This is a genomic window from Streptomyces sp. 1-11 (assembly GCF_007176755.1).
Classification (GTDB): domain Bacteria; phylum Actinomycetota; class Actinomycetes; order Streptomycetales; family Streptomycetaceae; genus Streptomyces.
Window position 1 is genome coordinate 464,009 of record NZ_BJTV01000003.1, and the last position, 22,342, is coordinate 486,350.

A 22,342-nucleotide genomic window follows, 5' to 3' on the forward strand; every position below is an offset into this window, starting at 1 on the left:
CTCGGACCGTCCGCCGATCAGGGCCGGTCCGTCGACCGGCTCACTCAGCCGACTCGTCGAGCGCGCGCAGCACGTCCGCCACCAGGTCCTCGGGGTCCTCCGCGCCGACGGACATGCGGATGAATCCCTCCGGGACCGCGTCCCCGCCCCAGCGACGACGGCGCTCGGCCGTGGAGCGCACCCCGCCGAAGCTCGTCGCGTCCTCGACCAGGCGCAGCGCCTCGAGGAAACGCTCGGCACGCGCGCGCGTGGGCAGCGTGAAGGAGACCACACAGCCGTAGCGGCGCATCTGCTGCGAGGCGATCTTGTGCGAGGGGTCGTCGGGCAGCCCCGGGTAGCGCAGCCCGGAGATGTCGGCCCGCTGCCGCAGGGCCTCGGCGACGGCGAGCGCGGTGGCGTTCTGCCGGTCGACGCGCATCTGGAGCGTGGCGATGGAGCGGTGGGCGAGCCAGGCCTCCATCGGTCCGGCGATCGCTCCGACGATCTTGCGCCACCGTCGTACGGCGGTCATCGCCTCGCCTTCGCGTCCGGCCGCGTAGCCCAGCAGGACGTCTCCGTGCCCGGTCAGCTGCTTGGTGCCGCTGGCCACGGCGAAGTCGGCGCCCAGCTCCAGCGGGCGCTGGCCGAGGGGGGTGGCGAGCGTGTTGTCGACGGCGACCAGGGCACCGCGCGCGTGCGCGGCCTCCACCAGCCGCTTGATGTCGCACACGTCGAGTCCCGGGTTCGACGGCGACTCGATCCACAGCAGCCGCGCGCCGTCGAGGACGTCCAGCTGGGCGTCCCCGCCGGTGGGCGCGATGCGCACCTCGACGCCGTAGGCCTCGAGCTGGGCGCGGACCAGAGGCAGCACCTGGTAGCCGTCGGAGGGCAGGACGACCGCGTCGCCCGCGCGCAGCTGGGAGAAGAGCACCGCCGAGATCGCGGCCATGCCCGAGGCGAACACCAGCGTCTCGACGTCGTCCCGTCCTGGGGCCTCCAGCTCGCTGATGGCGCGCTCCAGGTTGGTCCAGGTGGGGTTGTCGTCACGGCCGTAGGAGTACGGTCCCGTCACCTCGCCAGGCAGGTGGAAGTGCGCGGCGAACACGGGCCCGGGCAGGGTGGGCTCGTGCTTGACCGGCTCGGGGAGCCCGGCCCGTACCGCGCGCGTGCCGTCGCCGGTGTGGTCCGCGCCCTTGGTGGATTCGCTCATGCGATCCGTCCCTCCAGTTGTTCCCGTACGGCGGCGAGCAGACCGGTACTCGCCTCCTCCACCATCTCAAGGCATTCCTGGAAGCCCTCGGGGCCCCCGTAGTACGGGTCCGGCACGTCGAGGTCGTCGGGCGTGGGCTGGGCGTAGGAGCGCAGCAGACGGACCTTGTGGGCGTCCTCCTCGGTGGGCGCGAGGCGGCGCAGGGCCTTGAGGTGGCCGGTGTCCAGGGCGACCACCAGGTCGAGGCGGGCGAACCAGGAGGGCTGGAACTGCCGTGCCACGTGCCCGGTGCGGTAGCCGTGCTCGTCGAGGACCGAGACGGTGCGCGGGTCGGCGGCCTCCCCCTCGTGCCAGCCGCCGGTGCCGGCGCTGTCGATCTCCACCCGGTCCTCGAGGCCCGCGTCCTCCACGCGCGCGCGGAAGACCGACTCGGCCATCGGGGAGCGGCAGATGTTGCCGGTGCACACGAAACAGACGCGGTAGGTCATGACCGGTTCAGTCCTCGTCGGGCAGGACGAGGTTCAGCGCCCAGGAGACCACGGAGATGATCAGGCCGCCGAGCACGGCCGTCCAGAAGCCCTCCACGTGGAAGCTCAGGTCGAGCTTGCCGCACACCCAGGAGGTCAGCAGCAGCATCAGCGCGTTGACGACCAGGGTGATCAGTCCCAGCGTCAGCAGGAACAGCGGGAAGGTGAGCACCTTCACGATCGGCTTGACCAGGAAGTTGACCAGCCCGAAGATCAGCGCGACGACGATCAGCGTCCCGGCCTTCTTGCCCGTGCTGTCACCTGTGAGAGTGATCTTGTCGAGCAGCCACACGGCAACCGCGAGCGCGGCCGCGTTGGCGATCGTCTTGACTAGGAAATTCTTCATGTGTCTGATCGTGGCAGACCGGATCAGACCGAGCAGGGGCGAGGGCGGACGACGGCGATGAAGGCATTCCGGCTGGATGAACTGGAGGCGGAGCGCGCCTCCCACGACGGGGCCTATCTGCAGTTCCTGCGGGAGCGGAACATGTCGGTGGGCCTGTACGCGCTCGACGCGGGCGAGCACGACCCGCAGAAGCCGCACAACCAGGACGAGGTGTACTTCGTCGTCAGCGGACGCGCGTCGATCACGGTCGGCCTGGAGACCACCCAGGTGGCGCGGGGCAGCGTGGTGTACGTGCCGGCCGGCGTCGCCCACAAGTTCCACCACATCAGCGAGGACCTGAGGGTACTGGTCGTCTTCTCTCCGCCTGAGGCCTGAGCCCCGGGGTCGGGGTTCCCTAGGGGTCGGGTCAGGGGAGGACAAGGGATGCGAGGCGCCCGCCGGCCCCCGTCCCGGCCCTAGCATCGATGGCAGACATCAGGACTGGGTCCAGGACGGAGCACAGGACGTCGTGGACGCAACGGAACGCAAAGGACGAGGGCGATGCGAGAGATCTTCGCTGGGCTGCCGTGGTGGGTGAAGTGGGTCGCGGTGCCGGTCATCGCCCTGGTCGTGTTCGGCAGCCTGATAGCGACCGTCATCGGGTTCGTGATCGGCCTGCTCTTCAAGGCGCTGGTCTTCGTCGCGCTGGTCGGCGGGCTGATCTACATCGTGCGCAAGTTCATGTCGAGCTCCTCGTCGCGCAGCGACTGGTGAGCGGCGCGGGAGCCGGTGACCGGTAACGGGGGCCACCGGTTCCCTCGGGGGAGGGAAGTTTCCCCGGTGGACCGTCCGTACACGGGGGCGGACGGTTAGGTTCGGACCCACGCGGGGTCTGGCCCCGCCAGCGGCACACACCCCACCCGTGTTCCACCGCACGGGCGGCCCCACCTCGCGCCCCCGGAGTGACCCTTGGCCACGGTTGACACCGCACCGGCAGAACCCCAGGCACCGCCGGCTCCGCCGCGTCCCCGCGTGCCCCATGCGCAGCGGTCCTGCGCGGCGGCCGTCCCGGGGCAGCCGCGTCCCGTGAGCGGTCCCGGACGCGGGCGCTCACCGGAGGTCCCGGAGCAACCGCAGGCGGCGACCCTGATCGGCTCCGTCCAGCGGGCGATGCGCCTGCTGGAGACGGTCGCGTCCCACGACTACGGCGCCCCCGCCAAGCAACTCGCCCGGGAGACCGGCCTCGCCCTGCCCACGGCCTATCACCTCCTGCGCACCCTGGTGCACGAGGGTTACCTGCGCCGGGACAAGGGGCTCTTCTTCCTGGGTGAAGCGGCCGAGCAGCTGAGCGGCAGCGGAGCGCGGCAGAAACGTCGCGGCGCGGTGGCGGACACCCTCGCGTACTGGCGGGATTCCATCGGGGTCCCGGTGTACTACGCCATGTACCGGGCCGGTGAGATCGAGGTCGTCTGCGTCTCCGACTCGCGGGAGACCCCCGCGGTCGAGGAGTGGGCCGACTTCCGCGAGACCGGGCACGCCCACGCGATCGGACAGTGCCTGCTCTCCCAGCTGGACGAGGAAGCCCGCAGGGACCATCTGAGCCGCTACCCGGCGCGGTCCCTCACGCCCTACTCGGTGCGGGACGACGACGCCCTCCTGCGCCGGCTGGCCAGGACACCGCGGATGGAGCCGGTGGTGGAGCGGCAGGAGTACGCGCTCGGGACGGTCTGTGCGGCGGTCCCCATCACGGTCGGCACGACGGCGGCCACGATGGCCATCTCACTCCCCGTACATCAGAGCGAACGGCTGCTGCCCGCGGCCCGTCGCCTGCAGGCCGGGATCGGGCGGCATCTGGGCGCGCTGTCACTCTCTATCAGTATCTGAAAACTCACTCCTTGTGATTCGGCATGCACGTTGAGCAAGATTTGAGGCACAGTCGAGGGGGATCAATCTCGGCCAGTCGACGTCATACGACGGGGTAGGCGATGCGCGAATCCGTACAGGCAGAAGTCATGATGAGTTTTCTCGTCTCCGAGGAGCTCTCCTTCCGCATCCCGGTGGAGTTGCGCTACGAGACCTGTGATCCCTATGCCGTGCGGCTCACCTTCCACCTGCCCGGTGACGCCCCGGTCACCTGGGCCTTCGGGCGGGAACTGCTGATCGACGGTGTGGGGCGGCCGTGCGGGGAGGGCGATGTGCACATCGCTCCCGCCGACACCGAAGTGCTGGGCGAGGTGCTGATCCGGCTTCAGGTCGGCAGCGACCAGGCGCTGTTCCGCTCCTCGACGCCGCCCCTCGTGGCCTTCCTCGACCGCACGGACAAGCTGGTGCCGCTCGGCCAGGAGGGCGCCCTCGCGGACTTCGACGCCCACCTCGACGAGGCGCTCGACCGCATTCTGGCCGAGGAGCAGAGCGCCGGCTGAGGCCTTGGGGCAGCCGGGCGCCGGACGCTCGGGCACTGCCGCCCGGGACACCGCAGGAACGGTTCTTCAGCGCCCCCCGGCGCCCGATGCGCTAGCGCTTGCGCCGCCGGCCCCGGCCACCCCGGGCCGGGGGGACGGGCTGCGCCCCCGTGCCCGCGGCACCGGCCGCTGCGGGGCGGTCGGCCGCGACGACCAGGGCGGCGAGGGCGGTGGTGACCGGGACCGAGGCGACCAGGCCGATCGACCCCACCAGCGTGCGCACGATCTCCTCGGCCACCAGCTCGCTGTTGGCCACCGTGCCCACGCTGCTCTGCGCGATCGAGAACAGCAGGAGCAGCGGCAGCGCGGCGCCGGCGTAGGCGAGCACCAGGGTGTTGACGACCGAGGCGATGTGGTCGCGGCCGATCCGGATGGCCGCCCGGTACAGGTCGCGCCGGCCCATCGCGGGGTTGGCCTCGTGCAGCTCCCAGACCGCGGACGTCTGGGTCACCGTCACATCGTCCAGGACGCCCAGTGAACCGATGATGACTCCGGCCAGCAGCAGGCCGCTCATGTCTATCGACGGGAACAGCCCGTGGATCAGACCCGTGCTGTCGTCCGTGTTGCCGGTCAGCGCGGCCCAGCCGATGAAGCCGGAGCCGAGAACGCCGATCAGCAGCAGGGAGGCCAGGGTGCCGAGCACCGCGACCGACGTACGCGCCGACAGCCCATGGCACATGTAGAGCGCGATGAGCATGATGGCGCTCGAGCCGACGACGGCCACCAGCAGCGGATTCGAGCCCTGCAGGATCGCGGGCAGGATGAAGAACGTCAGCACCATGAAACTCACGGCCAGTGCGACCAGGGCCATGATCCCGCGCATTCGGCCCACCACCACGACGGCGAGCGCGAAGACGCCGGCGAGCAGCGCCATGGGGAACTTCCGGTTCACATCGGTCACCGAGTACTGCAGCTCCCTCGGCGCCGAGGGCTCGTAGGCGACCACGACCTTCTGGCCCTGGTGCAACTGCCGTGACTGGTCCGGCTGCACGATCTCGGTGAAGGTACGGCCCCGGTCCTTGCCGGTGTCGACCCTGATGGTCGCCTTCCTGCAGGGGCCCTTCGCCTCGTGCTGTGCCGAGCCGTCGCCTGGAGGGGAGGTGCCGCCCACCGCCGTGCCGCCCGAGGCGTTGACCGACTTGCAGTTCAGCTCGACCACCTGAGCCACCGTGGCCTGCTGGGTCTGGCGGTCGAAGCCGACGCCGGTGCGCTCGTGCGGCGGTGCTCCTCCCGGCCAGAGAACCACCAGGCCGACCACGACGGCGGCGGTGAACGGGACCAGGATCGCCGCGATGACCTTGCGCAGATGCTTCGAGACGGGCGCGGCGGGCCCGTGGCTGTGACTGTGACCGTGTGAGTGGCCGGGCCCACGGCCGTGGCCGTCGCCTGGGGCGGAGCCGCCCTGGCGCGGCGGCTCGGAGGGTGGGTAGGGGTACTGCTCCGTCGTGGTCACCGCCCGATCATCGCAAGAACGAAGGAGGCCCTCTGTTCAGCGCGCCCGAACTGACGCTAGCGTGGAGGCACCTTTGCACACGCGGGAGCTCGGAGCACCGGGCTGAGAGGGCGCTGACCTCCGTACACGCGATGTTTCACGTGGAACGACGTTTTCACAGGGGACATCCGCGGTCGGAGAACCGCTGCGTCGACCGCCGAACCTGTTACCGGGTAATGCCGGCGTAGGGAGTAGGTCTCATGACCAACAAGGACGCGCGCACGCCTGCCTCCGTTCAGGACGAGAAGTCCCAGGAGGCCGGGAAGTCCATCGGCTGGCACAAGGCGTACGTCGAGGGCTCACGCCCCGATCTGCGGGTGCCGGTCCGCCAGGTGCACCTCACCAACGGGCAGTCGGTCACGCTGTACGACACTTCGGGCCCGTACACCGATCCGCTCGTCGACACCGATGTCCGCAGGGGGCTGTCGCCGCTGCGGGAGAACTGGATCGTCGCCCGCGGCGACACCGAGGAGTACGCGGGCCGACCCGTCCGCCCCGAGGACGACGGGATCAAGCACACCTCGCCGCGCGGCGGGCTGCGCAACCTGGACGCGGTGTTCCCCGGGCGCCCGCGCCAGCCGCGCCGTGGCCGAGCGGGCCAGGCGGTCACACAGCTCGCGTATGCGCGCAGGGGTGAGATCACACCGGAGATGGAGTACGTGGCCATCCGGGAGGGCGTGGCTCCCGAGGTGGTCCGGGACGAGATCGCCGCGGGGCGCGCGGTGTTGCCCGCCAACGTCAACCACCCGGAGATCGAGCCGATGATCATCGGCAAGAGCTTCCTGGTGAAGGTCAACGCCAACATCGGCAACTCGGCGGTCACCTCCTCCATCGAGGAGGAGGTCGAGAAGATGACCTGGGCGACCCGCTGGGGCGCAGACACGGTCATGGATCTCTCCACCGGCCGCAACATCCACACCACGCGCGAGTGGGTGCTGCGCAACTCCCCCGTGCCCATCGGCACCGTCCCGCTCTACCAGGCGCTGGAGAAGGTCGATGGCCGGGCCGAGGAACTGACCTGGGAGATCTACAAGGACACCGTCATCGAGCAGGCCGAGCAGGGCGTGGACTACATGACCGTCCACGCGGGCGTGCGCCTGCCGTACGTGCCGCTCACCGCCAACCGCAAGACCGGCATCGTCTCGCGAGGCGGCTCGATCATGGCCGCATGGTGCCTGGCTCACCACAAGGAGTCGTTCCTGTACGAGAACTTCGAGGAACTGTGCGAGATCCTCGCCGCGTACGACGTCACCTACTCGCTGGGCGACGGCCTGCGGCCCGGCTCGATCGCGGACGCCAACGACGAGGCACAGTTCGCGGAGTTGCGCACGCTCGGGGAACTCAACCGCATTGCCAGGCGTTTCAACGTACAGACCATGATCGAGGGCCCGGGACACGTCCCGATGCACAAGATCAAGGAGAACATCGACCTTCAGCAGGAGATCTGCGATGAAGCTCCGTTCTATACGCTCGGCCCGCTGACCACGGACATCGCGCCGGCGTACGACCACATCACCTCCGGCATCGGCGCCGCGATGATCGCCTGGTGGGGCACGGCGATGCTCTGCTACGTCACGCCCAAGGAGCACCTGGGCCTGCCCAACCGCGACGACGTCAAGACCGGGGTCATCACCTACAAGATCGCCGCCCACGCGGCGGACCTCGCCAAGGGGCACCCGGGCGCGCAGGAGTGGGACGACGCGCTGTCCGACGCCCGCTTCGAGTTCCGGTGGGAGGACCAGTTCAACCTCGCCCTGGACCCGGACACGGCACGGGAGTTCCATGACGAGACCCTGCCGGCCGAGCCCGCCAAGACGGCGCACTTCTGCTCCATGTGCGGGCCGAAGTTCTGCAGCATGAAGATCTCCCAGGACATCCGCCGGGAACACGGCGGCACCCGGGCCGAGGTCGAGGAGGGCATGGCTCAGAAGTCGAAGGAGTTCGCGGCGTCGGGCAATCGGGTGTACCTGCCGATCGCCGACTGATCACCTCGCGCTGACTACCGCCGGCCCCGGGGCGCGCCAAGTCCCGGGCCCGGTGCGGCAGGAGCGACGCGGCGACCCGCCCGCGGGCCCCGCGTTCCCGCCTCTCGGCGGCCCGGGCCGGGCGGGCGCACCGTGAACGGGTGTGAGCCGGCTACTCCGGCTGGTGTTCCGGGCCGCCGAAGTCGGGACTGGTGTAGTCGGGGCTGCTGAAACTCGGGCGGTCGGAGCCGGAGCCGTCGTCCGGGCTGCTGAAGCCGGGCCGGCCGTAGCCGAGGCGCGGCATGCGGCCGGTCGGGGCCGAGGGCGCCGTGGGGTGCAGCGGTGCGGCGCCGGGCTGGGCGAGCGCGTCCCGCAGGAACGGCAGCACGCCGCGTTCCAGCAAGGCTTCCCGCCAGGCCTCTCTGGCCCGTGCCACCTCAGCGTCGGCCGCCGCATGGGTTCCGGCTTCCGCCGCGGCGCTGTTGCGCAGGGCGGTGAGCAGCAGCCCGGCGCCGGCGACGAGGATCGCGGCGGCGGTCACGGCGCCGAACACCCAGCCCGCGGTGAGCATGGTCCGGGCGAAGGCCTGCCCGGGGGCCAGCATCTTCAGGATGTAGCCGACGAGCAGGAAGATCGCCGCGGCGGTCCCGGCGAGGACGGGAGCCAGCACCGCGATCACGGCGACGGCGCCCGCGCCGGTGGTGTCGGCGGCCTCGCCGAGGGCGGCGGCGAGCCCGACCGGGTCCGCGCCCGGCTCCGTGGAAGCGGTGTCGTCGGCGGCCGGCGCGACGGCCGGCGCGGGGCGGCGCAGTTCTTCTCGGACCTTCACGTAGTGCTGGTACTCGGTCGCCGCGGCCGCCGTGATGAGCGCGGTGGCGTTGAGTGCCATGGTGCGCAGTTGTTCCGGGTTGAGCCGCTGTCCCACAGCGGCCAGTTCGGGTCGCTGGGGTGCGGAGCGCAGCGCCTCATCGAGGACCCGCTCGAATTCCTGGCGGTCCTCGCTCAGCAGGTGCTGCGGAACGCTGTTCATGTGCATCCCCCGATGCTCCGTAGGGCTTGGGGCTCGCACGCCGGCGAGCCGTCGGGCAGAAACGGAGGGGAGCCTGCTACGGATAAGCCGATGGTAGAGCCGCGACGCCACGCGGTGACAGGGGGTTGCCGGAAATTGCGTGCCGACCTGGGCGCATCCGGTCGGACCCGATCAACGCCCCGAACGCTCAGACTCCCAGCGGAAGTTGCTGGACCAGCAGCTTGCCGGCCATGGTCACGCCGCCGTCCATGGCGATGGCGAGCCCGTCGGCGTAGACGTGCGGTCCTTCCACCGAGGGGCGCTCGTCCTCCTCGGTCTCCTCGGAGCCGACTTCGCCGAGCAGATAGGGAATCGGGCTGTGGCCGTGAACGACGCGGGTGCCGCCGTACGTATCGAGGAGGGAGCGCACGGCTTCCGCGCCGCCCTCGTCCCGGAAGGAGAAGCGCTTGGTGAACTTGCGGAACAGATCCCAGACTTCGTCCGCGTCGTTACGGGTCAGGGTCTCGCGGACGGTGTCGTTGACCGCCTCGATCGAGTCGCCGTAGTCGAGGTAGGCGGTGGTGTCGGAGTGGATGAGCAGGTGCCCGTCGACCTCCTCGACGGCGTCGAGGCGGGACATCCACTGCAAGTGGTGGTCCTGGAGGCGGTCCATGTCGGTCTTCTGGCCGCCGTTGAGCAGCCAGGCCGCCTGGAAGGTGGCGGTGCCCGCGCCGGAGTGGACCGGGGTGTCGCCGAACCGCTTGGCGCCGAGCAGCAGCAGCTCGTGATTGCCCATGAGGGCCTTGCAGTAGCCGCCGGCCGCGGCCGCCTCGGCGGACAGCCGCATGACCAGGTCGATGACGCCGATGCCGTCGGGGCCGCGGTCGGTGAAGTCACCGAGGAACCACAGCCGGGCGGTGCCCGCGCTCCACTGACCGGCGTCGTCGACCAGCCCCTTCTCCCGCAGGGCGGCGAGCAGTTCGTCCAGGTAGCCGTGGACGTCACCGACGACGTACAGCGGGCCCGGGCCGGTCGCCGGCTGCGGGTCCGGGGCCGCCGGGCCCGGCTCGACGGAGACCTGCAGCGTGTCGCCGCGGTTGATGACGGGCAGGTCGCGCTGGGTGGGCGTGTAGCCGTCGGGGTAGGCCTCGTCCATGGGGGGCACGGTGTCACCGGGGTGGGTGCGGACGTACGGACCGGTCTCGTTGACGTATGCGGGCACCCGGAAGTCGCGCAACGTCGCCGTTCGCTCCACCTCGGGTCCTTGACCGGCCCCCTGAGTCATCAGACCCCTCCACCATCGCGCCGCAGCTGCACCGCTTCGGACTGCCTGGTCGCAGCGGCCCGCGGTGTCGTGGGCCCATCATAGGAATGCGCGTCGTTCCGTGTGGTGACCCAGGGGTAGTCAATCGGAGCGAGACTCCGGTTCACCGCGGCTTTCATCCCGTTTGGGCAGGTGTTCGACCGGTTGCCGGACACCCGGTGGGAGCGTACACGGGCCGGCCTCGCGCCCCGCGCACCTTCGGCGGCCTGCCGCCCGGCGGCGGTCACCGCGTGGTCCGCGGTCGTCCGCCGGGCTCGGTGCCTGTCCGCTATCCCGCCTCCGGGGCGCGCGGCGGGCTGACGGTGGTGCGCGGAGGGCGTCGCTGGGACGAGGTACGCACGATCAGTTCGGTCGGTATCACCTGTTCGACGGGCCGGTCCGAGTCGACGCCCTCGATGGCGTCGATGAGCAGTTGCACCACCGCGGTGCCGATCCTGCGCGGCTTCAGGGAGAGCGTGGTGATGGGCGGCTCGGTGTTGGCGTACACCGTGGACTCGCTGCAGCACACCAGCAGCAGATCTTCCGGGACGCGCAGGCCGTAGCGGCGGGCGGCGGCGAGGAGGTCGGTGCCGTTGGGGTCGAAGAGGCCGTAGACGGCGTCGGGCCGGTCGGGCCGGGCCAGCAGCCGGTCGGCGGCGACGGTGCCCGCGCAGGGGTCGTGCGCGGGGTAGGCCTCGTACACCGGGTCCTGGCCGACCCGCTCGCACCAGCGCAGGTAGGCGGTGGTGGACAGATGGGTGTAGGTGTCCGTCGTGGTGCCGGTGAGGAGGCCGATGCGGCGGGCGCCGGCGTCGGCGAGGTGATCGAGGATGTCGAGGACGGCGGCCTCGTGGTCGTTGTCCACCCAGGCGGTGACCGGGAGCGAGCCGGCCGGGCGCCCGTCGGACACGACCGGCAGGCCCTGGCGGACGAGCTCGCTGACCACCGGATCCTTGTCGGAGGGGTCGATGACGACCGTGCCGTCCAGGGCGACGTTGGACCAGACGTCGTGACGGGAGGTCGCGGGCAGGATCACCAGGGCGTAGCCGCGGGCGAGCGCGGCGGAGGTGGCGGCCCGGGCCATCTCGGCGAAGTACGCGAACTCCGTGAAGGTGAAAGGTTCATCCCCGTACGTCGTCACGGTCAGGCCGATCAGTCCCGACTTGCCGGTACGGAGGGTGCGGGCGGCGGCCGAGGGGCGGTATCCGAGCCGGTCGGCGACCTCGCGGACATGGCGCCGGGTGGCGTCCGGGAGCCGGCCCTTGCCGTTGAGGGCGTCGGACACGGTCGTGATGGAGACCCCGGCGGCGGCGGCCACGTCTCTGATGCCAGCCCGGCCCGGTCGGCTGCCTCGACGTGAGGTTTCCGCGCGGCTCACCTGGTGCTTCCCTGCTGCTGTCATGGCGAGCCGATAGTAGGGCTCATGCGGTGGGGTAGGGCGGACGCATATGCACGCGTTGACAGGCACGTTTCTGCATGGCGAACCGCCCGCAACTGCCTTGGAAAGCAAGGCAGTTGAACGATCCAATGGCAGGACGTGACGTGCCGACGGGCGTGGGCCTGCCAAGAGGCCGATGTCTCGAAGAGGTCTCAACTCACCTGCACGAGGGATGCGCGCCAGGGCGCGAGCCACCGGCGCGTAGATATATGTGCGGCACGCCCCCTGGTACGTACGCCTTCGTACGGTCATGCCCCCCGATGCCCCCCGATGCCCGCCGGGCCGAAGAGACCGGACTCCTGTCCTCCCGGACCTGTACGCAGCGAGGCCGAATCCTCATAAGGTGTGGAGTATTGGAAGCCGGCGGCGTCGACGGGCCGCCGGTGGTCGCGAGGAGGACTGCGGTGAGCGAGACGAGCCCCAAGCTGCGCGCCGAGCTGGAGGGTATCCCCACCTACAAGCCGGGCAAGCCGGCCGCGGCCGGCGGGCCGGTCGCCTACAAGCTGTCCTCCAACGAGAACCCCTACCCCCCGCTCCCCGGCGTGCTGGAGAGCGTGTCCGCGGCCGCCTGCAACTTCAACCGCTACCCGGACATGGCCTGCAGCGGGCTGATGGAGGAGCTGTCGGAGCGGTTCGGCGTCCCGCTCGCCCACCTCGCCACCGGCACCGGCTCGGTGGGCGTCGCCCAGCAGCTGATCCAGGCGACCAGCGGGCCCGGTGACGAGGTGATGTACGCCTGGCGCTCCTTCGAGGCGTACCCGATCATCACGCAGATCAGCGGTGCCCGTTCGGTCCAGGTGCCGCTCACCCCGGGTGATGTGCACGACCTGGACGCCATGGCGGACGCGATCACCGAGCGGACGCGGCTGATCTTCGTCTGCAACCCCAACAACCCGACCGGCACGGTGGTGCGCCGGGCCGAGCTGGAACGGTTCCTCGACCGGGTGCCGAGCGACGTCCTGGTGGTCCTCGACGAGGCCTACCGCGAGTTCATCCGCGACCCCGAGGTGCCCGACGGCGTCGAGCTGTACCGGAAGCGGCCGAACGTCTGCGTCCTGCGCACGTTCTCCAAGGCCTACGGGCTGGCCGGCCTGCGCGTCGGTTTCGCGATCGCCCATGAGCCGGTGGCGGCGGCGCTGCGCAAGACGGCGGTGCCGTTCGGTGTCAGCCAGCTCGCGCAGGAGGCGGCGATCGCCTCGCTGCGGGCCGAGGACGAGCTGCTGGGCCGGGTCGGCTCGCTGGTGTGCGAGCGCACCCGCGTGGTCGACGCGCTGCGTGCCCAGGGCTGGACGGTGCCGGAGACCCAGGCCAACTTCGTGTGGCTGCGGCTGGGGGAGCGCACGGCCGCCTTCGCCGCGGCCTGCGAGGAGCACGGAGTGGTGGTCCGGCCGTTCCTGGGCGAGGGTGTGCGGGTGACGATCGGGGAGAACGAGGCGAACGACATCTTCCTGAAGGTCGCCGAGGCGTTCCACAAGGAGAGCTGAGAGCGGGCCGCCGACGGGACGTCGGCGGTCTGTACCGGGCCCCGCCGTGTGCGGGGCCCTTCTCGTTGCCGGGCCCGGCTCTCTCTGCCGGGTCCGGCTCTTCCTGTCCGGCCCAGGCCCGGCCCGGACCTGGAGGGGTACCCCCGTGCGGTTGCCGAATGCCAGTGCGTCATAATGGCTTGTGAATGTGAACGCGTTCACAAGCGCGTCCCGATTGCTCCCGTATGTACGTGACAAAAGGAGCAAACCGCCGCTGTACCACGGCGTAGTAAGGAGAGTGACGACGTGGACCTGGCTCTGGCGCCGGAGACACTGGCGCGCTGGCAGTTCGGCATCACCACCGTCTACCACTTCCTGTTCGTCCCCCTGACGATCTCCCTGGCCGCCCTCACGGCCGGGCTGCAGACGGCCTGGGTGCGCACGGAGAAGGAGAAGTACCTCAGGGCGACGAAGTTCTGGGGCAAGCTCTTCCTGATCAACATCGCGATGGGCGTGGTCACCGGCATCGTGCAGGAGTTCCAGTTCGGCATGAACTGGTCGGACTACTCGCGCTTCGTCGGTGACATCTTCGGTGCCCCGCTCGCCTTCGAGGCCCTGATCGCCTTCTTCTTCGAGTCCACGTTCATCGGCCTGTGGATCTTCGGCTGGGACAAGCTGCCCAAGAAGATCCACCTGGCCTGCATCTGGCTGGTGTCGATCGGCACGGTCCTGTCGGCGTACTTCATCCTCGCGGCCAACTCCTGGATGCAGCACCCGGTCGGTTACAAGATCGACAGGGCGCGGGGACGAGCCGAGCTGACCGACTTCTGGGCCGTGCTGACCCAGAACACCGCACTCAGCCAGGCCTTCCACACCCTGTCCGCGGCCTTCCTGACCGGTGGCGCGTTCATGGTCGGCATCGCCGCCTACCACCTGGCCCGCAAGAAGCACGTCCGCGAGATGAAGACCTCGCTGCGGCTCGGCCTGATCACCGTGGTGATCGCCGGTCTGCTCACCGCGGTCAGCGGTGACGTGCTCGGCAAGGTCATGTTCAAGCAGCAGCCGATGAAGATGGCGGCCGCCGAAGCGCTGTGGGACGGCCAGGCACCGGCGCCGTTCTCGGTCTTCGCCTACGGCGACGTGGAGAAGGGCCACAACAGCGTGGCCATCGAGGTACCGGGCCTGCTGTCCTTCCTCGCCAACGACGACTTCACCTCGTACGTGCCCGGCATCAACGACGTCAACAAGGCTGAGCAGCAGAAGTTCGGGCCCGGTGACTACCGGCCCAACATCCCGGTCACCTTCTGGGGATTCCGCTGGATGATCGGCTTCGGCATGGCCTCCTTCGCCATCGGCATCGCCGGGCTCTGGCTGACCCGCAAGAAGTTCCTGCTGCCGCAGCACCTGCGGGTGGGCGACGACGAGGTGCCGAACCTGGTCCTGTTCCGGAACAAGGCGCTCGGCCCGAAGCTGACCTTCTGGTACTGGCGCATCGCGGTCTGGACCCTGGCCTTCCCGCTGATCGCCAACTCCTGGGGATGGATCTTCACCGAGATGGGCCGGCAGCCGTGGGCCGTCTACGGCGTGCTGCAGACCCGCGACGCGGTCTCCCCCGGAGTCTCCCAGGGTGAGGTCCTCACCTCGATGTTCGTCTTCACCGCGCTGTACGCGATCCTCGCCGTCGTCGAGGTCAAGCTGCTCGCGAAGTACGTCAAGGCCGGCCCGCCCGAGCTGACCGAGGCCGACCTCAACCCGCCCACCAAGATCGGCGGCGACACCCGTGACGCCGACAAGCCGATGGCCTTCTCCTACTAGGCCGAGGGAAAAGTCATGGAACTTCACGACGTCTGGTTCGTCCTGATCGCCGTCCTGTGGACCGGCTACTTCTTCCTCGAGGGCTTCGACTTCGGGGTCGGCATCCTCACCAAGCTGCTGGCCCGCGACCGGCCCGAGCGCCGGGTGCTCATCAACACCATCGGGCCCGTCTGGGACGGCAACGAGGTGTGGCTGCTCACCGCGGGCGGCGCGACCTTCGCCGCCTTCCCGGAGTGGTACGCCACGCTCTTCTCCGGCTTCTACCTTCCGCTGCTGGCCATCCTGGTCTGTCTGATCGTCCGGGGCGTCGCCTTCGAGTACCGGGCCAAGCGGCCCGAGGAGAACTGGCAGCGCAACTGGGAGACGGCCATCTTCTGGACCTCGCTCGTCCCGGCGTTCCTGTGGGGCGTGGCCTTCGGGAACATCGTGTACGGCGTGAAGATCGACCGGCACTTCGAGTACGTCGGCAGCGTCCTGGATTTGCTCAACCCCTACGCCCTGCTCGGCGGCCTGGTGACGCTGACGCTGTTCACCTTCCACGGTGCGGTGTTCACGGCACTGAAGACCGTGGGAGACATCCGGGTGCGGGCGCGGAAGCTGGCGCTGAAGGTCGGGCTCGTCACCGCCGTGGTGGCGCTCGCCTTCCTGCTGTGGACGCAGTTCCACAGCGGTGACGGCAAGAGCCTGGTGGCGCTGATCGTGGCGGTCGCCGCGCTGGTGGCCGCGCTGGTGGCCAACCAGGCCGGGCGTGAGGGATGGTCGTTCGCCCTGTCCGGCGTGACCATCGTGGCGGCCGTGGCGATGCTCTTCCTGTCGCTCTTCCCGAACGTCATGCCGTCCACGCTCGACGGTGACTGGAGCCTCACGGTCACCAATGCCTCGTCGAGCCCGTACACCCTGAAGATCATGACCTGGTGCGCGGCCGTCGCCACGCCGCTCGTGCTGCTCTACCAGAGCTGGACCTACTGGGTGTTCCGCAAGCGGATCGGCACCCAGCACATAGCCGAACCTGCGCACTGAGACCGCCGAGGGAGCGTTTCACGTGAAACGCTCCCTCCGGACGGAAGGGCATGTTTCACGTGAAACCAATCGATCCGCGTCTGCTGCGATACGCCCGCGCCACCCGCCTCTTCCTGGTGGCGGCCGTCGGCCTGGGAGCCGTCGGGGCCGGACTGGTCATCGCCCAGGCGATGCTCATCGCCGAGGTGGTCACGGGGGCGTTCCAGCGCGGCCAGGCGGTCTCCGAACTCCGCACTCCCCTGCTGCTGTTGGCCGCCGTGGCCGTGGGCCGGTCGATCGTCGCGTGGCTCACCGAACTCGCGGCGCACCGGGCCAGCGCGGCCGTGAAGTCGGAACTCCGAGGGCGCGTCCTGGAGCATGCCGTTCACCTCGGCCCCGGCTGGCTCGGCGGGCAGCGGACTGGTTCGCTGGTCACCCTGGCCACGCGGGGCGTCGATGCCCTGGACGACTACTTCTCCCGCTATCTCCCGCAGCTGGGGCTCGCGGTGGTCGTCCCGGTCGCCGTGCTGGCGCGCATCGTCACCGAGGACTGGGTGTCCGCGGCGATCATCGTCGGCACGCTGCCGCTCATCCCGCTCTTCATGATGCTGATCGGCTGGGCCACCCAGTCCCGCATGGACCGCCAGTGGCGGCTGCTGTCCCGGCTGTCCGGTCACTTCCTGGACGTGGTCGCGGGACTGCCCACGCTGAAGGTGTTCGGCCGGGCCAAGGCCCAGGCCGAATCCATCCGGCGGATCACCGGTGAGTACCGCCAGGCCACCATGCGGACCCTGCGGATCGCCTTCCTCTCCTCCTTCGCCCTGGAACTGCTGGCCACGCTCTCGGTCGCGCTGGTCGCTGTGACGATCGGCATGCGCCTCGTCCACGGCGACATGGACCTGTACACCGGCCTGGTCATCCTCGTCCTGGCGCCCGAGGCCTATCTGCCGCTGCGTCAGGTGGGGGCGCAGTACCACGCGGCGGCTGAGGGGCTCGCCGCCGCGGAGGAGCTCTTCGACGTGCTGGAGACGCCGGCGCCGGAGTCGGGCACCACTGCCGCGGGCCCGGGCGCCATCGCCTTCGACGGGATCACGGTCCGCTACCCGCAGCGCTCGGCCGATGCCCTGACGGGCGTCTCCTTCACCGTCGAGCCCGGTGAGACCGTGGCCCTGGTCGGACCGAGCGGCGCGGGCAAGTCCACCCTGCTGAACGTGCTGCTGGGCTTCGTCCGGCCCACCGAGGGCCGGGTACGCGTGGGCGGTACCGACCTCGCCGACATCGACCTCAAGCAGTGGCGTGCACGGATCGCATGGGTGCCGCAGCGGCCGCACCTGTACGCCGGCACCATCGCGGAGAACGTACGGCTGGCCCGGCCCGACGCGGACGACGCCGCCGTGCGCCGGGCACTGCGGGACGCGGGCGCGCTGGAGTTCGTGGAGGCGCTGCCCGAGGGCGCGGGGACCGTGCTCGGCGAGGACGGCGCGGGGCTGTCCGCCGGCCAGCGCCAGCGGCTCGCGCTGGCCCGTGCCTTCCTCGCGGACCGGCCGGTCCTGATGCTGGACGAGCCGACGGCAGCGCTGGACGGGGCGACGGAGGCCGATGTCGTGGCGGCGGTGCGCCGGCTGGCGGTGGGCCGCACGGTCCTGCTGGTGGTGCACCGGCCGGCGCTGCTGGAGGTGGCGGACCGGGTGGTCCGGCTTGAGCTTCCCGCTCCGGCGGCCGTCGAGGCGCCCGCGGCCGTCGCATCCGCCTCGGCCGCCACCGGGGGCGCCGAAGCGGGCACCCGGCCGGTCGAGCCGGGCGGCCCTGCCGACGCCGGGCCGGAGCCGGAGACCGGCGTGCCGGCTCCGCGCGGCCGGATCCTGGCCCGGGTACGGGCCCTGGCGGGCCCCCGGCGCGGCCGGCTGCTGCTGGCGCTCCTGCTCGGCGGTCTCGCGCTGGGCAGCGCTGTCGGCCTGATGGCCACCTCCGGCTGGCTCATCTCACGGGCCTCGCAGCATCCGCCGGTGCTCTACCTGATGGTGGCCGTGACGGCGACGAGGGCCTTCGGGATCGGGCGGGCCGTCTTCCGGTACGCCGAGCGGCTCGTCTCGCACGACGCCGTGCTGCGGATGCTCGCCGACACCCGGGTCGCCGTCTACCGGCGGCTGGAGCGGCTGGCGCCCGCCGGGCTGCGCACGGCCCGCCGCGGTGATCTGCTCACCCGGCTGGTCGCCGACGTCGACGCCTTCCAGGACTACTGGCTGCGCTGGCTGCTGCCCGCCGGGGTCGCGGCCGCCGTCTCCACCGTCTCCGTCGCCTTCACGGCCTGGCTGCTGCCCGAGGCCGGGGCCGCCCTCGCCGCCGGGCTCCTCGTGGCCGGCGCCGGCGTCCCCGTGGTCACCGCGGCCGCCGCGCGGCGCGCCGAGCGACGGCTGGCACCGGCCCGCGGCGTACTCGCCACCCGGGTCACCGACCTGCTCACCGGCACCGCCGAACTGACCGTCGCCGGCGCGCTGCCGGCCCGTACCGAGGCGGCCCGGCGGGCCGACGGCACCCTCACCCGGATCGCCGCGCGCGGCGCCGGCGCCACCGCCCTGGGCGACGGACTCACCGCACTGGTCTGCGGCCTGACCGTCGCCGTGACCGCGTTGCTGGGCGCCCAGGCGGTGGCCGCGGGACGGCTCGGCGGGGTGGCGATGGCCGTGGTGGTCCTCACCCCGCTGGCCGCCTTCGAGGCCGTACTGGGGCTTCCGCTCGCCGTGCGCCATCGTCAGCGGGTGCGCCGGAGCGCGGAGCGGGTGTTCGAGGTGCTGGACGCCCCGGACCCCGTCACCGAGCCGGAACGGCCGCGGCAGGCCCCCGTCTCGCCCTTCCCGCTCGTGGTCCGGGGCCTGACCGCCCGCCACCCGGAGCAGCGGCGCGACGCCCTGGCCGGGCTGGACCTCACCCTGGAGCAGGGCCGGCGGATCGCCGTGGTCGGCGTGTCCGGCTCCGGCAAGACGACGCTCGCCCAGGTGCTGCTGCGGTTCCTCGACCCCGGGGCGGGCTCGTACACGCTCGCCGGTGTGGACGCGTGCGCCCTGGGCGGCGACGACGTGCGGCGGCTCGTCGGGCTGTGTGCCCAGGACGCCCACCTCTTCGACAGCTCCGTGCGGGAGAACCTGCTGCTGGCCCGGAAGGACGCCACCGAGGCCGATCTGCGGGACGCGCTGTCCCGGGCCCGGCTGCTGGACTGGGTGGACGGACTGCCGGACGGGCTGGACACGCTCGTCGGCGAGCACGGGGCACGGCTGTCCGGCGGACAGCGGCAGCGCCTCGCGCTGGCCCGCGCGCTGCTCGCCGACTTCCCGGTGCTCGTCCTGGACGAGCCCGCGGAACACCTGGACCTGCCGACGGCCGACGCGCTCACCGCGGATCTCCTGGCCGCGACCGAGGGCCGTACCACGCTGCTGATCACCCACCGCCTGGCCGGACTCGACGCGGTGGACGAAGTGCTCGTGCTGGACGAGGGCCGGGTGGTGCAGCGGGGGCCGTACGCGGAGCTGGCCGCCGCGGCCGGGCCGCTGCGGGCGATGGCACGGCGGGAGGCGGCCGCCGAGGCGCTGGTGGCCGCCCGCTGAGCGGAGCGGGCACCACGTCCGCCCGTTGAGCGGCGCGGGCACCACGTCCCGTCCGCGCCAAAGGCGCGTGCACCACGTCCCGCCCGCTCAGACGTGCAAGGGCACCGGGCCGGCCCGCTGAGACGCGCAGCAGCCCGGTGCGGTCGGACCCGGTCCGGTGTCAGCCGCGTTCGGCGAGCATCCGCTCGATGACGATGGCCACGCCGTCCTCGTTGTTGGCGACCGTACGGCCCGACGCGGCGGCCAGTACGTCCGGGTGGGCGTTGCCCATCGCGTACGACCGGCCCGCCCAGGTCAGCATCTCGACGTCGTTGGGCATGTCACCGAAGGCGACGACCTCCTCGTGCGAGATGCCGCGCTCCGCGCAGCACAGGGCGAGGGTGCTGGCCTTGGAGACGCCGGGGCCGCTGAGTTCCAGCAGGGCGCTGGGGCTGGAGCGGGTGACGTTGGCGCGCTCGCCGACCGCCAGCCGGGCCAGCGTGAGGAAGGCGTCCGGGTCGAGTTCGGGGTGGTAGGCGAGGATCTTGAGCACCGGCTGGTCGGCGTCCGGGCCGTCGGCCGCGAGCAGGTCCTCCGCGGGCAGCAGGTTGTCCGGCGTCTCCATGTGCAGCTTGGGATAGGCCGGCTCCTGGTGGAAGCCGAACGTCTGCTCGACCGCGAACACCGTGCCCGGCGCCGCCTCGCGCAGCAGCAGCACGGCGTCCAGCGCGTTCCGGCGGGCCAGTTCGCGCACCTTTACGAACCGGTGGGAGCCGGGGCCGCCGTGCAGGTCGACCACGGCGGCGCCGTTGCCGCAGATCGCCAGGCCGTGGCCGTGGACATGGTCGCTGACCACGTCCATCCAGCGGGCCGGGCGGCCGGTGACGAAGAAGACCTCGATGCCCGCCTCCTCCGCGGCCGCCAGCGCGGCGACCGTCCTCGGGGAGACCGACTTGTCGTCGCGCAGGAGAGTGCCGTCGAGGTCGGTGGCGATCAGCCGCGGCCGGAAGGCGGCGGCCGGGGTCCCGGGCTGTCTGGTCGCTGAGGTCACCGGGCCATTCTGGCGCATATGCCCGCACGCCCGTGCGAGAGTCCGCACAGATGAGTCCACCGACACACCGAGGTTGGCCGGCGGACGACGTCCGCGGCCGCCGGCGGAGCCCACCTCCGGCACCGGATCACGAGAGCTGGGCGAGGCCCTCCATGGCGATCCGCTCGAAGACCTTCTCGTCGGCGGCGAAGTCGGAGTCCGGGATCGGCCAGTGCAGGACGATCTCGGTGAAGCCCAGCTCCTGGTGACGGCCCGCGAAGTCCACGAAGGCGTCCACCGACTCGAGCGGCCTGCCGCGGTCCGGGGTGAAGCCGGTGAGCAGCACCTTGTCCAGCCCGGCCACGTCCCGGCCGGCCTCCGCGCAGGCCGCGGCCAGCTTCTCCACCTGCCCGCGCAGCGCGGCGACGGACTCCTCCGGGGTGCCGTTCTCGTACAGCTTCGGGTCGCCGGTGGTCACCCAGGCCTGCCCGTGCCGGGCGGCGAGCCGCAGTCCGCGCGGGCCGGTGGCCGCCACGGCGAAGGGCAGCCGCGGCCGCTGCACGCAGCCGGGGATGTTGCGGGCCTCGAACGCCGAGTAGAACCGGCCCTCGTGGGACACCGAGTCCTCGGTGAGCAGCCGGTCGAGCAGCGGTACGAACTCGGCGAACCGGTCGGCACGCTCGCGCGGCGTCCAGGGCTCCTGGCCGAGGGCGGTGGCGTCGAAGCCCGTGCCGCCCGCGCCGATGCCCAGGGTCACCCGGCCGCCGGAGACGTCGTCCAGGGAGATCAGCTCCTTGGCGAGGGTCACCGGATGCCGGAAGTTCGGCGAGGTGACGAGCGTGCCGAGGCGCAGCCGCTCGGTGACGCCCGCGGCGGCGGTCAGCGTCGGCACGGCACCGAACCACGGGCCGTCGCGGAAGGTGCGCCAGGACAGGTGGTCGTAGGTGTACGCGGTGTGGAAACCGAGCTCCTCGGCCCGTACCCAGGCCGCGCGGCCGCCCTCGCTCCAGCGGCGGTAGGGCAGGATCACGGTGCTCAGACGCAGACTCATGGGTCCGAGCGTACGGGGGCGGCCCGGCATTGGCCGAAATCGATCACCATGTGTGGCCGCCTTGCGACGGCGTGACCGGGCCCGGGGCGGGCGGCACCCGCCGGAAGGTCAGTGCGCGGTGGGAAAGCGCAGGTAGCGGGGTGGTACCGCCCGGGTGAGCCACACACCGTTGGCACTGACGTGGAAGACGTGGCCGTCGCGGTGCATGGCGCCCGCGTCCACGGAGAGCACGACGGGCCGACCGCGGCGGGCGCCGACCCGGGCGGCGGTCTCGCGGTCCGCAGACAGATGGACGTCGTGCCGGGCCATGGGCCGCAGTCCCTCGGCGCGGATGGCGTCCAGGCTGCGGGCGACCGTGCCGTGGTAGAGGTACGGCGGCGGGGTCGCGGGCGGCAGGCCGAGGTCGACCTCGACGCTGTGTCCCTGGCTGGCGCGGATACGGGTGCCCTCGACCGCGAAGCGCAGCTTGTCGTTGGCGGCCACCACGTGGTCGAGTTCCTCCCGGGTGAAGCGGAATCCGTGCGCGGCGGCAGCGGCGATCAGCGTGTCGATCTCCACCCAGCCGGCCGGGTCCAGCGTCAGACCGATGCGTTCGGGCTGGTGGCGGAGGTGTTTCGAGAGGTACTTCGACACCTTCACGGTGCGTCTTTCGTCCATGGCTTCAGGGTGGGGGAGAGACGCGGATCACGCAGGT

Annotated in this window: 19 protein-coding genes and 1 riboswitch; of the genes, 9 read left to right on the forward strand and 10 right to left on the reverse strand. The window is 71.3% G+C overall.

The genetic code is table 11. From position 1 onward, the window contains the following. Nucleotides 1–40: 40 nt before the first annotated feature. From TNCT1_RS09165 to TNCT1_RS09175, 3 genes are read right to left on the reverse strand one after another with little or no spacing between them, the layout of a single operon-like run. The gene (locus tag TNCT1_RS09165) at nt 41–1,189 is read right to left on the reverse strand and encodes a cystathionine gamma-lyase (RefSeq protein WP_143630282.1); all 1,149 of its coding nucleotides are present in this window, start codon (nt 1,187–1,189) and stop codon (nt 41–43) included. Further along, nucleotides 1,186–1,677, reverse strand: coding sequence for a low molecular weight protein-tyrosine-phosphatase (locus tag TNCT1_RS09170; protein ID WP_143630284.1), 492 nt, complete (start codon nt 1,675–1,677; stop codon nt 1,186–1,188). Before TNCT1_RS09170 ends, TNCT1_RS09165 begins: the two co-directional genes overlap by 4 nt. Before the next feature lie 7 nt (nt 1,678–1,684). Beyond that, complete coding sequence (locus TNCT1_RS09175) at nt 1,685–2,062, reverse strand: phage holin family protein (RefSeq protein ID WP_143630286.1); 378 nt, start codon at nt 2,060–2,062, stop codon at nt 1,685–1,687. 57 nt (nt 2,063–2,119) lie between these two features. Between TNCT1_RS09175 and TNCT1_RS09180 the strand changes: the two genes are divergently transcribed. The 4 genes from TNCT1_RS09180 to TNCT1_RS09195 all read left to right on the forward strand — a co-directional run bounded on the left by TNCT1_RS09180 (nt 2,120) and on the right by TNCT1_RS09195 (nt 4,464). Further along, nucleotides 2,120–2,437 carry a cupin domain-containing protein gene (locus TNCT1_RS09180; RefSeq protein WP_143630288.1) on the forward strand — a complete coding sequence of 106 codons (318 nt, stop codon included), beginning with the start codon at nt 2,120–2,122 and terminating at the stop codon, nt 2,435–2,437. A 165-nt stretch (nt 2,438–2,602) separates the two neighbouring features. Next, nucleotides 2,603–2,815, forward strand: coding sequence for a DUF5326 family protein (locus TNCT1_RS09185; RefSeq protein ID WP_143630290.1), 213 nt, complete (start codon nt 2,603–2,605; stop codon nt 2,813–2,815). A gap of 312 nt (nt 2,816–3,127) precedes the next feature. Further along, a complete protein-coding gene (locus tag TNCT1_RS09190; protein ID WP_235902441.1) occupies nt 3,128–3,925 on the forward strand; it encodes an IclR family transcriptional regulator in 798 nt (265 codons plus the stop codon). 101 nt (nt 3,926–4,026) lie between these two features. Beyond that, on the forward strand, nt 4,027–4,464 hold the full coding sequence (locus TNCT1_RS09195) for an SsgA family sporulation/cell division regulator (protein ID WP_143630291.1): 438 nt from the start codon (nt 4,027–4,029) through the stop codon (nt 4,462–4,464). A gap of 91 nt (nt 4,465–4,555) precedes the next feature. Here the strand turns inward: TNCT1_RS09195 and TNCT1_RS09200 are convergent, their stop codons facing one another. After that, the gene (locus TNCT1_RS09200) at nt 4,556–5,956 is read right to left on the reverse strand and encodes a YibE/F family protein (RefSeq protein ID WP_143630292.1); all 1,401 of its coding nucleotides are present in this window, start codon (nt 5,954–5,956) and stop codon (nt 4,556–4,558) included. A 71-nt stretch (nt 5,957–6,027) separates the two neighbouring features. Next, nucleotides 6,028–6,203: riboswitch (TPP riboswitch) on the forward strand. Here TNCT1_RS09200 and thiC point away from each other — a divergent pair. Next, a complete protein-coding gene (gene thiC, locus TNCT1_RS09205; protein ID WP_143630295.1) occupies nt 6,196–7,980 on the forward strand; it encodes a phosphomethylpyrimidine synthase ThiC in 1,785 nt (594 codons plus the stop codon). Its footprint overlaps the riboswitch before it by 8 nt. Before the next feature lie 151 nt (nt 7,981–8,131). Here the strand turns inward: thiC and TNCT1_RS09210 are convergent, their stop codons facing one another. The 3 genes from TNCT1_RS09210 to TNCT1_RS09220 form a co-directional block, all read right to left on the reverse strand. Further along, the gene (locus TNCT1_RS09210; RefSeq protein WP_143630297.1) at nt 8,132–8,995 is read right to left on the reverse strand and encodes a hypothetical protein; all 864 of its coding nucleotides are present in this window, start codon (nt 8,993–8,995) and stop codon (nt 8,132–8,134) included. 181 nt (nt 8,996–9,176) lie between these two features. Continuing rightward, nucleotides 9,177–10,253, reverse strand: a complete 1,077-nt coding sequence (locus TNCT1_RS09215) for a metallophosphoesterase (RefSeq protein ID WP_143630299.1) — start codon at nt 10,251–10,253, stop codon at nt 9,177–9,179. A gap of 307 nt (nt 10,254–10,560) precedes the next feature. Next, nucleotides 10,561–11,673: a LacI family DNA-binding transcriptional regulator gene (locus TNCT1_RS09220; protein ID WP_143630301.1), complete on the reverse strand. Its 1,113-nt coding sequence runs from the start codon at nt 11,671–11,673 to the stop codon at nt 10,561–10,563. A 440-nt stretch (nt 11,674–12,113) separates the two neighbouring features. Between TNCT1_RS09220 and hisC the strand changes: the two genes are divergently transcribed. The 4 genes from hisC (at nt 12,114) to cydD (ending at nt 19,588) form a co-directional block, all read left to right on the forward strand. Beyond that, nucleotides 12,114–13,193: a histidinol-phosphate transaminase gene (hisC, locus tag TNCT1_RS09225; RefSeq protein WP_143630304.1), complete on the forward strand. Its 1,080-nt coding sequence runs from the start codon at nt 12,114–12,116 to the stop codon at nt 13,191–13,193. A 285-nt stretch (nt 13,194–13,478) separates the two neighbouring features. After that, a complete protein-coding gene (locus TNCT1_RS09230; RefSeq protein WP_143630306.1) occupies nt 13,479–14,987 on the forward strand; it encodes a cytochrome ubiquinol oxidase subunit I in 1,509 nt (502 codons plus the stop codon). 15 nt (nt 14,988–15,002) lie between these two features. Beyond that, nucleotides 15,003–16,007 (forward strand): cytochrome d ubiquinol oxidase subunit II, encoded by a 1,005-nt coding sequence (gene cydB, locus TNCT1_RS09235; RefSeq protein ID WP_143630308.1) that lies wholly within the window; start codon nt 15,003–15,005, stop codon nt 16,005–16,007. Nucleotides 16,008–16,066: 59 nt separating this feature from the next. Then, nucleotides 16,067–19,588: a thiol reductant ABC exporter subunit CydD gene (gene cydD, locus TNCT1_RS09240; RefSeq protein WP_143630310.1), complete on the forward strand. Its 3,522-nt coding sequence runs from the start codon at nt 16,067–16,069 to the stop codon at nt 19,586–19,588. 160 nt (nt 19,589–19,748) lie between these two features. Here the strand turns inward: cydD and TNCT1_RS09245 are convergent, their stop codons facing one another. From TNCT1_RS09245 to TNCT1_RS09255, 3 genes are all read right to left on the reverse strand, one after another. Continuing rightward, on the reverse strand, nt 19,749–20,636 hold the full coding sequence (locus tag TNCT1_RS09245) for an HAD hydrolase family protein (protein WP_174266202.1): 888 nt from the start codon (nt 20,634–20,636) through the stop codon (nt 19,749–19,751). Nucleotides 20,637–20,745: 109 nt separating this feature from the next. Continuing rightward, on the reverse strand, nt 20,746–21,648 hold the full coding sequence (locus TNCT1_RS09250) for an LLM class flavin-dependent oxidoreductase (protein WP_174266203.1): 903 nt from the start codon (nt 21,646–21,648) through the stop codon (nt 20,746–20,748). A gap of 108 nt (nt 21,649–21,756) precedes the next feature. Then, nucleotides 21,757–22,305: an RNA 2'-phosphotransferase gene (locus tag TNCT1_RS09255; protein ID WP_143630316.1), complete on the reverse strand. Its 549-nt coding sequence runs from the start codon at nt 22,303–22,305 to the stop codon at nt 21,757–21,759. Nucleotides 22,306–22,342: the final 37 nt, after the last annotated feature.

What these genes read in the sequence shown, in the direction of transcription:
- TNCT1_RS09170 (WP_143630284.1), bottom strand. Translation starts at nt 1,677, where the DNA reads ATGACCTACCGCGTCTGTTTCGTGTGCACCGGCAACATCTGCCGCTCC.
- TNCT1_RS09210 (WP_143630297.1), bottom strand. Translation starts at nt 8,995, where the DNA reads ATGCACATGAACAGCGTTCCGCAGCACCTGCTGAGCGAGGACCGCCAG.
- thiC (WP_143630295.1), top strand. Translation starts at nt 6,196, where the DNA reads ATGACCAACAAGGACGCGCGCACGCCTGCCTCCGTTCAGGACGAGAAG.
- TNCT1_RS09175 (WP_143630286.1), bottom strand. Translation starts at nt 2,062, where the DNA reads ATGAAGAATTTCCTAGTCAAGACGATCGCCAACGCGGCCGCGCTCGCG.
- TNCT1_RS09250 (WP_174266203.1), bottom strand. Translation starts at nt 21,648, where the DNA reads ATGAGTCTGCGTCTGAGCACCGTGATCCTGCCCTACCGCCGCTGGAGC.
- TNCT1_RS09215 (WP_143630299.1), bottom strand. Translation starts at nt 10,253, where the DNA reads ATGACTCAGGGGGCCGGTCAAGGACCCGAGGTGGAGCGAACGGCGACG.
- cydB (WP_143630308.1), top strand. Translation starts at nt 15,003, where the DNA reads ATGGAACTTCACGACGTCTGGTTCGTCCTGATCGCCGTCCTGTGGACC.
- TNCT1_RS09220 (WP_143630301.1), bottom strand. Translation starts at nt 11,673, where the DNA reads ATGACAGCAGCAGGGAAGCACCAGGTGAGCCGCGCGGAAACCTCACGT.
- TNCT1_RS09255 (WP_143630316.1), bottom strand. Translation starts at nt 22,305, where the DNA reads ATGGACGAAAGACGCACCGTGAAGGTGTCGAAGTACCTCTCGAAACAC.
- TNCT1_RS09185 (WP_143630290.1), top strand. Translation starts at nt 2,603, where the DNA reads ATGCGAGAGATCTTCGCTGGGCTGCCGTGGTGGGTGAAGTGGGTCGCG.
- TNCT1_RS09245 (WP_174266202.1), bottom strand. Translation starts at nt 20,636, where the DNA reads ATGCGCCAGAATGGCCCGGTGACCTCAGCGACCAGACAGCCCGGGACC.
- TNCT1_RS09195 (WP_143630291.1), top strand. Translation starts at nt 4,027, where the DNA reads ATGCGCGAATCCGTACAGGCAGAAGTCATGATGAGTTTTCTCGTCTCC.
- TNCT1_RS09180 (WP_143630288.1), top strand. Translation starts at nt 2,120, where the DNA reads ATGAAGGCATTCCGGCTGGATGAACTGGAGGCGGAGCGCGCCTCCCAC.
- TNCT1_RS09165 (WP_143630282.1), bottom strand. Translation starts at nt 1,189, where the DNA reads ATGAGCGAATCCACCAAGGGCGCGGACCACACCGGCGACGGCACGCGC.